This window comes from Paenibacillus brasilensis (assembly GCF_009363115.1).
Classification (GTDB): domain Bacteria; phylum Bacillota; class Bacilli; order Paenibacillales; family Paenibacillaceae; genus Paenibacillus; species Paenibacillus brasilensis.
Window position 1 is genome coordinate 2,470,001 of sequence record NZ_CP045298.1, and the last position, 11,585, is coordinate 2,481,585.

Genomic DNA, 11,585 nt, shown 5'->3' on the forward strand with positions numbered 1-11,585 from the left:
AAATGACCCCGTAACTTCGGGAGAAGGGGTGCCTCGGTAGGGTGAATAGCCCGAGGGGGCCGCAGTGAAAAGGCCCAAGCGACTGTTTAGCAAAAACACAGGTCTGTGCGAAGCCGCAAGGCGAAGTATACGGGCTGACGCCTGCCCGGTGCTGGAAGGTTAAGGGGAGTGGTAAGCCCTTCGGGGCGAAGCTATGAACCGAAGCCCCAGTAAACGGCGGCCGTAACTATAACGGTCCTAAGGTAGCGAAATTCCTTGTCAGGTAAATTCTGACCCGCACGAATGGCGTAACGACTTGGGCGCTGTCTCAACGAGAGATCCGGTGAAATTTTAATACCTGTGAAGATGCAGGTTACCCGCGACAAGACGGAAAGACCCCATGGAGCTTTACTGCAGCTTGATATTGAATTTGGGTACGATCTGTACAGGATAGGTGGGAGCCGTAGAACTTTGAGCGCCAGCTTGAAGGGAGGCATCCTTGGGATACCACCCTGATCGTATCTAGGTTCTAACTTGGTACCGTGATCCGGTACGAGGACAGTGTCAGGTGGGCAGTTTGACTGGGGCGGTCGCCTCCTAAAGAGTAACGGAGGCGCCCCAAGGTTCCCTCAGAATGGTTGGAAATCATTCGAAGAGTGCAAAGGCAGAAGGGAGCTTGACTGCGAGACCTACAAGTCGAGCAGGGACGAAAGTCGGGCTTAGTGATCCGGTGGTACCGCATGGAAGGGCCATCGCTCAACGGATAAAAGCTACCCTGGGGATAACAGGCTTATCTCCCCCAAGAGTCCACATCGACGGGGAGGTTTGGCACCTCGATGTCGGCTCATCGCATCCTGGGGCTGAAGTAGGTCCCAAGGGTTGGGCTGTTCGCCCATTAAAGCGGTACGCGAGCTGGGTTCAGAACGTCGTGAGACAGTTCGGTCCCTATCTGTCGTGGGCGTAGGAAATTTGAGAGGAGCTGTCCTTAGTACGAGAGGACCGGGATGGACGTACCGCTGGTGTACCAGTTGTTCCGCCAGGAGCACCGCTGGGTAGCTATGTACGGAAGGGATAAGCGCTGAAAGCATCTAAGCGTGAAGCCCCCCTCAAGATGAGATTTCCCAGTATGTAAGACCCCTTGAAGACGACGAGGTAGATAGGTTGGGGGTGGAAGTGCAGTAATGCATGGAGCTGACCAATACTAATCGGTCGAGGGCTTATCCTAAAGATAAAACGCAATGAAGTTTCGGATCCAGTTTTCAGGGTGTAACACCTTGAATTAGGCTTGATATTCAGTGTAATATGTAGAATAACTAGTTTGACTATCGCTAAGTGTGTCTATTTATTTGGAGAGATACCCAAGTGGCTATAAGGGGACCCTCTGCTAAGGGGTTAGACTGCGAAAGTGGTGCGAGGGTTCGAATCCCTCTCTCTCCGCCATTTAAGACAAGCTTGCGAAATATATGTTATGGCGGTGTAGCTCAGCTGGCTAGAGCGTACGGTTCATACCCGTGAGGTCGGGGGTTCGATCCCCTCCGCCGCTACCATACATACCCAGGAGGCTTAGCTCAGCTGGGAGAGCATCTGCCTTACAAGCAGAGGGTCGGGGGTTCGATCCCCTCAGCCTCCACCACCGTGCCGGTGTAGCTCAACTGGTAGAGCAACTGACTTGTAATCAGTAGGTTGGGGGTTCAAGTCCTCTCGCCGGCACCATTTATGAAAAATATAGGGAACTGTGGTGTAGAGGCCTAACATGCCTGCCTGTCACGCAGGAGATCGCGGGTTCGAATCCCGTCAGTTCCGCCATTTTTCAAATTTTATAGTTTACCGTATTAAAGTGGGAAGGGGAATCCCTCCGCACTTTATTTTTGTTAATGGATATGGCTCGGTAGCTCAGTCGGTAGAGCAGAGGACTGAAAATCCTCGTGTCGGCGGTTCGATTCCGTCCCGAGCCACCTTTATATGGAGGATTAGCGAAGTGGCCAAACGCATCAGACTGTAAATCTGCTCCCTTACGGGTTCGGTGGTTCGAATCCATCATCCTCCACCAGTTTTTATGAGCCATTAGCTCAGTTGGTAGAGCACCTGACTTTTAATCAGGGTGTCGAAGGTTCGAGTCCTTCATGGCTCATCGAAAGTCATCAACTATAGGTTGATGGCTTTTTTTGTGTTGTTTAGGTTATGTTTTTAATCACTTTTTTATTTTACGGTATCGACAGGTTATAATGATTTCATTATGTTCGCTTTGTGCATATCAAAAAAAGTGAAGTGGTGATCGCGTGACTCTGAATACGGAATGGATTCAGCAACAGCTTCAGAATATTATTCAAGCGCCTTTTACCATAGTGCCCTGGTGTGCAGAAATGATGGCGGAAGGTCAGACAGCAGATTCAGTTATGCCGGATAGATCGTTTATACGTGATAGCAAGTTATACTTCCCGTTTCGTGCATCGGTAGGTGAACTGGCTGCCTTTATGGTAGAGGCCAGACACTTGACCGACCGGGAACGACAGTTGGTAGAGGCGCTGTTGGGGAACATGGAGCAGGTTTGGCAGAATGGGACACAATTGGCGATGAATCCGATTTATAGCGAAGAAGAGCGAATGAATCGTTTTGGACAATGGCTCATACAGCAGGCTGCTAATCTGCACAATGAAGAGGAGGCTCCTGATGAATTGCAGCTTCATGATTCGCTCTCGGCCTGCATGGTTCCGATTTTACTCCATGGTGAGGGAACACAGGAGGGGGGGATTGCCTTCCCGCAGCTGCATCGACTGTTAGTCAGTTATTTTGGCGGAGAGCTGCTGCTTGTTCCACTTGATAAGCAATCTTGGTTGATTATGGCTAAAAAAGAGCTTCTGTTGGGAGCTGACGACGAACGGGATAAAGACACAGAAACCAAGGATGCAGATTTTATGGAATCGCTGGAGGAGGTCCTTACGGCTTTTAGTCTGGGCTTATACGAGCTTATCGCGAATGAGTGGGTAGGTGTATTCCATTTGGCGGTATCCAAGCCGTTTATACCTTCACGGAATCTTCCCAAGGAGCTGAATATGCTATGGGAGACGATCCACCTTGGGAAAATTTTTCGCGTAACAGAGCACATTCACTTTTCATGGGAACTTCATTTGGAAAGGCTGTTAAACCGTATTCCCAAGGAACAACGGATACTATTTTTAGAGCAGTTAATGAAGTCATCTGTCATATTGAAAGACTCAGAAACGGTGGCTACATTAGATATCTTTTTTCAACTGGACTGTAATGTAAGTGAGACAGCTAAGCGTTTGTATGTACACCGGAATACGCTGATTTATCGTCTGGACAAAATTAAACAGGAGACGGGGTTGGATGTACGGACGTTTAATGACGCAGTTTTGGTCAAGCTATATCTACTATTGTACAAAGTGACAAAAAGGAAATAGCATTTTTGTGCAGTTTGCGAATAGCCATGCTTTGGGTACTAGGGTAAGATACAAGTAGAAAATGTATTCGATTTCAAAACTTGATCTTGGGGAGGCAAAAGCTATGGCTGGTGTACGTTTAGAGCATATTTTCAAGAAATATCCGGGTGCAGAAAAAGCTACGGTTGTTGATGTCAATTTGGACATTCAAGATAAAGAATTTCTCGTATTGGTTGGTCCTTCCGGCTGTGGTAAATCTACTACACTCCGTATGATCGCTGGTCTGGAGGAAATCTCGGACGGTAAATTGTACATTGGAGATCGTGTTGTGAACGACGTGGCTCCAAAGGATCGCGATATCGCGATGGTTTTCCAATCCTATGCCTTGTATCCGCATATGAACGTGTACCAAAACATGGCTTTTGGTCTGAAGCTTCGTAAGGTGAAGAAAGAAGAAATTGACAAACGTGTACGTGAAGCGGCTAAAATTCTTGATATTGAGCATCTGCTGGATCGCAAGCCGAAAGCGCTGTCCGGTGGTCAGCGTCAGCGTGTTGCCTTGGGACGTGCGATTGTACGTGACCCGCAAGTCTTCTTGATGGATGAACCGCTGTCCAACTTGGATGCCAAGCTCCGTGGTCAGATGCGTGCTGAAATCACGAAGCTGGCTAAGCGCCTGGAAACAACCGTTATCTACGTAACGCATGACCAGGTCGAAGCCATGACAATGGGTGATCGGATCGTAGTTATGAAGGATGGTATTATCCAACAAGCTGCATCACCGGATGAACTGTACAACCGTCCAGTGAATCTGTTCGTGGCTGGTTTTATCGGCTCTCCGACGATGAACTTTATCACAGGTCAGCTGGTTGAAAAAGAAGGTGCCTTGCATTTCACTGCACCAGGTCTGGATCTGTTCGTACCTGAAGGTAAGGGGCAGATTTTAAAAGCGAAGGGTTATATCGGTAAAGAAGTAATCTTGGGCATCCGTCCTGAGGATATTCATGAAGAGCCTGTATTCCTGGAGGCTTCTCCGAATACGATCTTTACATCCACTGTGGATGTAACGGAAAATCTCGGTCATGAAATGCTGTTGTACCTGAGTGGTGCCGGAAATGATACGATTATTGCCCGTGTAGATGGACGTTCCAATACTCGTGATGGTGTCAAAGCGAAGTTGGCTGTCGATATGAACAAGGTTCATATTTTCGATAAAGGATCGGAATTGAGCATTTTGGTTGGTGAATAAGACCAGCCTGTTGAAGGAGTCGCCGTTTTCCCAATCGGGAGATGGCGGCTTTTTTTGTATATGTCCTACAGCTGCAGCTTCGGCATTGCATTCATTGGAAAATTCCGATACGATGGGTACAATGGTACAGGTCTGGGTTCAGGCAAGCTTTGTAGCTGGGTCATAAATGTGATCAATCCAACTGTCGGAACAGAGATAGCCTGAAATCATATGATTAAATACAGTGAGGCTTGGGCTGGTGCAGAATAGACTAGCGTTGGGCTGTATGGTTGATAGGGTAAAGCTACATAAATCAAATAACGTATAGAATCCGGTTTTGCAGATGAAGGGGAGAATACGATGGCTAAACAGGTAAAGGTATCCGAGCTTGTACAGCAGTTTCAAATGGAGGTTATTTCCGGTGAAAAGGGTCTGCGCAGACTGATCACAGTTGACGATTTGAATCGTCCGGGTTTGGAGATGGCCGGGTATTTTGAATACCATGCACAGGAGCGGGTGCAGCTTTTGGGAAGGTCTGAGTTGGCTTTCCTGGGTATGCTGCCTCCTGAGGAGAGAAAGGATCGGATGGAGCGCCTGTGTACAGAGCTGACTCCATGTATTATTGTTACTCGTGGTCTGGAGGTACCCGCTGAATTAGTGAAGGCGAGCGCCGAGCGAGACGTTCCTGTACTGCGGACCAATATGGCGACGACGATTTTATCAAGCCGCATTACGGGCTTTCTCGAAAGAAAGCTGGCTCCTACGGCGACTATTCATGGTGTGCTATGTGATGTCTATGGCGTAGGTATGCTCATCACAGGCAGTAGCGGAATTGGTAAAAGTGAAACCGCGTTGGAGCTGGTTAAACGTGGACACCGTTTGGTAGCGGATGATGCGGTGGAAATTCGGCAGACGTCTGACTTTCAGCTGCATGGTACTGCACCTGAGCTGATTCGTCACCTCCTAGAAATTCGAGGCGTGGGCATTATTAATGTGATGACGCTGTTTGGTGCTGGTGCTGTTCGTAATAATAAGCGGATTACATTGGTTGTCCGTCTGGAGGCATGGCAGCAGGATAAGCAGTATGACCGTCTTGGCCTAGATGAAGAAACGACACGTATTATTGATACGGAGGTTCCACTTGTTACGATTCCGGTTCGTCCGGGCCGAAATTTGGCTGTTATTATCGAGGTGGCAGCGATGAACTATCGTTTGAAGCAAATGGGCGTTAATGCAGCTCTGCAATTTACGAACAAGCTGACGGCTACGATCTCCGAAGATATGGAAGATATGGATTAAGGTTCAGTTGCTTGCAAGGAAGAAGAAGGAGTGAGAGAAACATATGTCAACGGCAACATTATTGCTGAATCCGATTGCTTTTTCAATCGGGGCAATTAAGGTCCACTGGTATGGGCTAATTTTGGGGCTGGCGGCGCTTGTGGGTTTATATCTCGCCATCCGTGAAGGAAAAAAATTTGGTATTCCGCAAGATTTTTTTATGGATATGCTGTTGTTGGGGGTACCATCGGCTATTATTGGAGCGCGTATTTATTATGTGGCCTTCAAGTGGGAAGACTATAAAGATAATCTATGGGATGTTTTCAAAATTTGGAATGGCGGTATTGCGATCTACGGCGCGTTGATTGGCGCGATTATCTGTGCTGTCATTTATTTTCGCTATAAAGGGTATAACTTCTGGCGTATCGCTGATATTTGTGCGCCGGGGCTACTGATTGGCCAAGCGATTGGACGCTGGGGTAACTTTGTCAATCAGGAAGCCTATGGTGGACCGACAGAAGAAACCTTTTTGCGGAATCAACTGCATTTGCCGGATTTCATTGTGAATCAGATGAACGTTAACGGAGTATTCCACCACCCTACGTTCCTGTACGAATCGCTGTGGAGTATCGTAGGTGTGATTTTGTTGCTTGTGATTCGCCGCATGAAATTTGTACGTGCGGGCGAAATGTTTGCATTCTACTTCATTTGGTACTCTATCGGTCGCTTCTTCATCGAGCGTGTGCGGACGGACAGCTTGGCCTTTCAGGGGCCGGACTGGATGGCTTCTTTTTTGAATGCACTCTGGTCCCCTATGGTGTGGCTAGGGTTTGAACCAGGGTACTTGGACCCGAACTATGGTAATGTACGGATTTCACAGCTGCTTGCTATCTTCATCATTGTAGCTGCCGTGATTTTTATCCTGGTTCGTCGCCGGAAGGGCTCATCCGTTGCAAGTTATAGCGACCCGATTGTCTCCAGCAAGACGGGGATTGATCAGGTACCTGACGTGACGCCAGAGCAAGCATCCCGCCCAGGACAAGATACGGTTCCTCCGACTGCTACAGCAGATAAGCTTCCCAAGGAGGAAACGGACGAGGATAAGAAGGAGCATCTATGATAAACACGATTTTGTTTGATTTGGATGGCACCATCATGGATACGAATGAACTGATTATCAGCACGTTTTTGCACATTATGAATCATCCAGATGCTGATCCGCTAACTCGGGAGCATATTATTCCACATATGGGTGGAACGCTGGATGATCAGCTCCGTACTTTTTCAGGATTAACGGATGTGTCTGAGCTGGTTAAAGCCTACCGTGCTTATAATCATATTCATCATGATCAAATGGTGAAGCCATTTCCGTATGTGATTGAGGTTATTCAGGAACTGCGTGCACGGGGAATTAAGCTAGGGGTCGTGACAACCAAAATACGACCATCCACGATGCGTGTACTTGATCTTTTTAATATGACCTCCTCTATGGACTATATTGTGACGGTAGACGATGTGGAGCATCCGAAGCCACATGCAGAGCCAGTGCTCAAGGCATTGGCTGGCTTGAACGCTGAAGCAGAGCATACGTTGATGGTCGGAGACAGTTCCTTTGATATTTTGTCAGCTAAGGCGGCAGGTGTGAAATCTGCGGGTGTTGCCTGGTCGCTCAAGGGTGAGGAGACTCTGCGTGGGTATGGACCAGATTACATGTTGCATGATATGCGCGACTTGCTAAAGCTTGAGCTTCAAGGTGTCAATGTATCGTGAGAAAGGTGAAACGCTATCCTGTAGAAGGTCCTAACGCGTTGTGGCAGATTTATCGAACGGTGAGCCCTTGGAAAGGCGTTAAAAATTTTATTTTTATACAGGTTGCCCGGTATTGTCCTATGCTTTCTCTGAAAAACGTCATTTACCGTAAAATGCTGGGTATGAAAGTGGGCCAACATTCGGCCTTCGGCTTGATGGTCATGGTAGATGTTTTTTTTCCAGAGCATATTACGATAGGAAACAATTCGGTTATCGGATATAACACGACTATCCTGGCCCATGAATACCTTATACAGGAGTATCGTATCGGTAAAGTGGTGATTGGCGATCATGTGTTGATTGGTGCAAACACGACCATTTTGCCAGGGGTCACCATCGGTGATGGAGCAATCGTGGCCGCTGGAGCGGTGGTGCATAAAGACGTGCCTGCTGGAGCGTTCGTAGGCGGTAATCCATTGCGTGATTTAGGACGACCCGATGTGGAGGTATAGTAAATAGCACACAAGAAAGGCCCCTTTATGGATTAAGGGGTCTTTTTGCACTGTTTTTTGTATAATAAGTAGAGGAATGGATGTTGGTTATGTTTAAATATAGAAAATAAATATATTTACAAGGCGATATGGGAGCGTGTTGATTTGGTCAAAAAGGAACGTATACCGGAGCTTGATATTTATCGGGGAATATTGATTGCAGCCGTTGTTACTATTCATGCGACTTCAATGGCTTTGATTGATGCTCGTCATTCGCTATTATTTTATCCTTTTTTATTTTTAAATGTGTTCAGTAGCTTTGCAGTGCCGGTGTTTATCTTTGTGAGTGGATTTGTTTTATTTTACAATTATGTGGATCGACCGCTTCGGGGTAAGAATATGCTTGTGTTTTTTCGGAAAAGGCTGATGTTTATTGTATTGCCTTATATTTTGTTTTCACTTCTCTACTATTTGACCCTGGTGACACGCGGGCTAATGCCGCTCAGTGATCTTCCTCTGGTGCTGTTAACAGGAAAGGCATATACGCATTTGTATTATGTAATCATCATTATCCAATTTTATTTGGTCTTTCCGCTGTTGCTCTGGGGAGTACGACGTTTAAGACAGTGGATAGTAAGCCCACGGAGAGCAGCCCTTGTTATTTTGGCAGCAGGTCTGGCCATTCAATGGGGGTTTGTATTACTGAACAAATACGTTTGGGGAGTCGAAAGAGGAAGTCTTGCGATTACATATATCAGTTACTTTGCTCTGGGTGCAGCTGTAGCGATTGGCTATGAAGAGATCAAAAAGTGGCTTTTTCCATTACCAGGAACAACAATCAGTCGCAGACAGTTGATGAGCTGGTGTGCCTTGTGGACGGCTTGGTTACTGGTGGGCATAGCTTATGTGCAGATATGGTTTGTAACGTATCGCAAAGCCATCTATGCAGACTCACTGGTCTATGAACTGCTCCGCAATGCACATGCCCTCGTATCTGCGCTAGTGCTGTTTCAGTTTTCTGTTTTATTCTATCGCCATGTGAATGGGAGGCTGCGAGCCTGGATCAGTTGGATGGGTGCATGTTCGTTCGGTATTTATTTACTTCATCCGGCATTATTGCGAGTGTATCGCAAGCTGGATCTGCATGGAACGCCGATAGAATATATTTTCTACGTTGCCGGTGGATGGTTGTTGGCACTGTTTGGCTCATGGCTGATTGTGACGTTATGTTTCCGATATCTACCGTTTTCCTGGGTCGGATTGGGCACGATTCCGAAATTACCTCCTTCACGGACTAAAGGTGAACAGGTGAGTGGCTAAATATTTTAAGATGGACTGTTGGCTGAGAGGCTGGCAGTCTTTTTTTAGGATTCATGAATTCGGCAGTGGATACAATATAGAGCGGGGTAGCGTATGGATGAAAACTTTAAAAATGGGCAGCTCCGTTCGGTTGACGTTGACAAGCAGGGCATGATAATATATCGAATATACTTTAGTTTGTTAGCACTTTACCATGATAAAGATATTGTGAAATCATGAGGTGATAGAGATGTCTAAGCCAAAAGGGTTTGAAATTCCTGTAGGGGTTCGGGATTACCTCCCACGTGCAGTGTCGAAGCTGCGGGCGATTGAATTGAATGTGCTCGAATGCATGGAGCGTTGGGGCTACCGTCAGATTATGACGCCTACGATGGAGTACTACGATACAGTGGGTGTAGCCAGCTCCACCTCGGATCAGAAGCTGTTTAAGCTGCTCAATAACCGGGGGACTACGCTGGTGTTGCGGTCTGATATGACTGCCCCCATTGCACGGGTGGTATCGTCGCTATTGAAGGAAGAGGAAGTGCCCCTTCGGCTTTCCTATCACGCCAATGTATTTCGGGCGATTGAGGAAGAGGCGGGAAGAGAAGCTGAATTCTTTCAAACGGGTGTGGAACTGGTAGGCGATGATTCGGCGGAGGCTGATGCAGAAATTGTAGCCTTGGCGATTGCATCGTTACAGGCCGCAGAAGTCACCTCTTTTAAAATTGCCATGGGACATGTGGGATTCCTGAACAGTCTGTTCGAGGAAATCATTCCAGGTCGCCAGGGTGAACAGGAGGCGCTAAAGGAGCTGTTGCTGGGCCGTGATGTAGTAGGCTACCGCACAGCGATTGAGGCTTTGGGCTTGGCTGCTGAACATCGGGATAAGCTGGAGGCTATTCTTCGGCTGCGTGGTGGAAAAGAAATTTGTGAACAAGCTACCCGTCTTAGCGTAGAGCAGCAGACGCTTCAATCTATTGCACATTTGTGCGAGGTGTGGGAAGTACTGGAGGCTTATGGCGTATCTGAGCATGTGCTAATTGACCTTACCATGATCGGGGATTTTTCATATTATACAGGAATGACTTTTGAGGGCTATGCGGCGGAGATTGGATTTCCCGTATGCAACGGAGGTCGCTATGACAATCTGCTTCAGCAGTTTGGTCGGTCTGTACCTGCGACGGGATTTGCACTGAAGACGAACCGGATCGTCGACGGTGTAGACGGCATTGAGATTGAGACGAAGCGGCCTGCGCTTATCCTTTATGACGAACAGGGACGCCAAGAGGCGTTATCGGCTGCAGCGCAGCTTCGTACAGCCGGCCGGATTGTGGTTACAGGCTTGGCGGGAGGGCCAGAGGATGGGCGGCGCCAGCAGCAGGACTTATATGCGGAGGTATACAGCTATACAGCCGCAGAAAGGCGACCGGTAAAAGGGAGGGAATTGCCATGACGGAAACATTGAAGGTAGCCATGCCGAAGGGACGGATTTATAAGCAGGCTTCCGAGCTGTTTCGCCGAGCGGGTGTACCGATTCCCCTAGATGTGGATGATACGCGCAAGCTGGTCATTCCGCTGCCTGAGCTGGGAATGGAGTTCATCATGGCGAAGCCGGTCGATGTCCCTACGTATGTGGAGTATGGGGCTGCGGACATTGGCATTGTAGGCAAGGATGTATTGCTGGAGGAAAGCAAGGATGTGTACGAACTGTTGGATTTGGGAATCGCCCGTTGCCGGATGTCGGTGATTGCTCTGCCGGATTGGCAGCCGGGTATTCGCCAGCGGGTCGCTACCAAATATCCGAATGTGGCTTCCCAGTATTTTCGGGAGCAAGGCCAGCAGGTGGAGGTTATTAAGCTGAACGGTTCCATCGAGTTGGCGCCGTTAATCGGCCTGGCAGACCGCATTGTTGATATGGTGGAGACAGGGCAGACCTTGCGGGAGAACGGATTGGTCGAGCAGGTCAGCATTCTGGATATTACCAGTCGCCTGATTGCCAACCGGGTCAGCTATCGGATGAAAAACGGCCCGATTCAGGCATTGTGTGACCGATTGCATCAGGTGATTCCAGCTGCGGTGGCACCGCGGGACTAATCTAATGGAATGAGGCCAATGGTTGAAATAGCTTTTTGCAAAGCAAGCTGCAAGTGAGGGGGA

Annotated in this window: 9 protein-coding genes, 8 tRNA genes and 1 rRNA gene (1 of these 18 cut by a window edge); all 18 read left to right on the plus strand. The window is 48.0% G+C overall.

What is annotated here, in order from left to right:
- Positions 1-1,204 (plus strand): 23S ribosomal RNA (locus tag GCU48_RS11575); it begins 1,724 nt to the left of the window's first position.
- A 123-nt stretch (positions 1,205-1,327) separates the two neighbouring features.
- A tRNA-Ser gene (locus GCU48_RS11580) sits at positions 1,328-1,419 on the plus strand.
- Between the two features lie 30 nt (positions 1,420-1,449).
- Positions 1,450-1,526 (plus strand) — tRNA-Met (locus tag GCU48_RS11585).
- 10 nt (positions 1,527-1,536) lie between these two features.
- Positions 1,537-1,612: transfer RNA gene (locus tag GCU48_RS11590), tRNA-Val, on the plus strand.
- Between the two features lie 4 nt (positions 1,613-1,616).
- Positions 1,617-1,692, plus strand: a tRNA-Thr gene (locus GCU48_RS11595).
- 16 nt (positions 1,693-1,708) lie between these two features.
- Positions 1,709-1,785, plus strand: a tRNA-Asp gene (locus GCU48_RS11600).
- Positions 1,786-1,861: 76 nt separating this feature from the next.
- Positions 1,862-1,934: transfer RNA gene (locus GCU48_RS11605), tRNA-Phe, on the plus strand.
- Between the two features lie 9 nt (positions 1,935-1,943).
- Positions 1,944-2,029 (plus strand) — tRNA-Tyr (locus tag GCU48_RS11610).
- Positions 2,030-2,037: 8 nt separating this feature from the next.
- A tRNA-Lys gene (locus tag GCU48_RS11615) sits at positions 2,038-2,110 on the plus strand.
- 148 nt (positions 2,111-2,258) lie between these two features.
- Positions 2,259-3,401: a PucR family transcriptional regulator gene (locus GCU48_RS11620; protein ID WP_152380094.1), complete on the plus strand. Its 1,143-nt coding sequence runs from the start codon at positions 2,259-2,261 to the stop codon at positions 3,399-3,401.
- A 103-nt stretch (positions 3,402-3,504) separates the two neighbouring features.
- Entirely contained in the window at positions 3,505-4,629 is a 1,125-nt protein-coding gene (locus GCU48_RS11625; protein WP_025721607.1) for an ABC transporter ATP-binding protein, read from the plus strand.
- 339 nt (positions 4,630-4,968) lie between these two features.
- On the plus strand, positions 4,969-5,907 hold the full coding sequence (gene hprK, locus GCU48_RS11630) for an HPr(Ser) kinase/phosphatase (RefSeq protein WP_152380095.1): 939 nt from the start codon (positions 4,969-4,971) through the stop codon (positions 5,905-5,907).
- Between the two features lie 43 nt (positions 5,908-5,950).
- Positions 5,951-7,006: a prolipoprotein diacylglyceryl transferase gene (gene lgt / locus GCU48_RS11635; protein WP_025721610.1), complete on the plus strand. Its 1,056-nt coding sequence runs from the start codon at positions 5,951-5,953 to the stop codon at positions 7,004-7,006.
- Entirely contained in the window at positions 7,003-7,656 is a 654-nt protein-coding gene (gene ppaX / locus GCU48_RS11640) for a pyrophosphatase PpaX (RefSeq protein WP_152380096.1), read from the plus strand. Before lgt ends, ppaX begins: the two co-directional genes overlap by 4 nt.
- Positions 7,653-8,147, plus strand: a complete 495-nt coding sequence (locus tag GCU48_RS11645) for an acyltransferase (RefSeq protein ID WP_025721612.1) — start codon at positions 7,653-7,655, stop codon at positions 8,145-8,147. The genes ppaX and GCU48_RS11645 overlap by 4 nt, the downstream gene beginning before the upstream one ends.
- 144 nt (positions 8,148-8,291) lie before the next feature.
- On the plus strand, positions 8,292-9,446 hold the full coding sequence (locus GCU48_RS11650; RefSeq protein ID WP_152380097.1) for an acyltransferase: 1,155 nt from the start codon (positions 8,292-8,294) through the stop codon (positions 9,444-9,446).
- A 229-nt stretch (positions 9,447-9,675) separates the two neighbouring features.
- A complete protein-coding gene (locus GCU48_RS11655) occupies positions 9,676-10,881 on the plus strand; it encodes an ATP phosphoribosyltransferase regulatory subunit (protein WP_152380098.1) in 1,206 nt (401 codons plus the stop codon).
- A complete protein-coding gene (gene hisG, locus GCU48_RS11660; RefSeq protein ID WP_152380099.1) occupies positions 10,878-11,522 on the plus strand; it encodes an ATP phosphoribosyltransferase in 645 nt (214 codons plus the stop codon). Before GCU48_RS11655 ends, hisG begins: the two co-directional genes overlap by 4 nt.
- Positions 11,523-11,585: the final 63 nt, after the last annotated feature.

Coding starts and splice junctions, on each gene's coding strand:
- GCU48_RS11625 (WP_025721607.1), top strand. CDS start 3,505: ATGGCTGGTGTACGTTTAGAGCATATTTTCAAGAAATATCCGGGTGCA.
- hprK (WP_152380095.1), top strand. CDS start 4,969: ATGGCTAAACAGGTAAAGGTATCCGAGCTTGTACAGCAGTTTCAAATG.
- lgt (WP_025721610.1), top strand. CDS start 5,951: ATGTCAACGGCAACATTATTGCTGAATCCGATTGCTTTTTCAATCGGG.
- ppaX (WP_152380096.1), top strand. CDS start 7,003: ATGATAAACACGATTTTGTTTGATTTGGATGGCACCATCATGGATACG.
- GCU48_RS11655 (WP_152380098.1), top strand. CDS start 9,676: ATGTCTAAGCCAAAAGGGTTTGAAATTCCTGTAGGGGTTCGGGATTAC.
- hisG (WP_152380099.1), top strand. CDS start 10,878: ATGACGGAAACATTGAAGGTAGCCATGCCGAAGGGACGGATTTATAAG.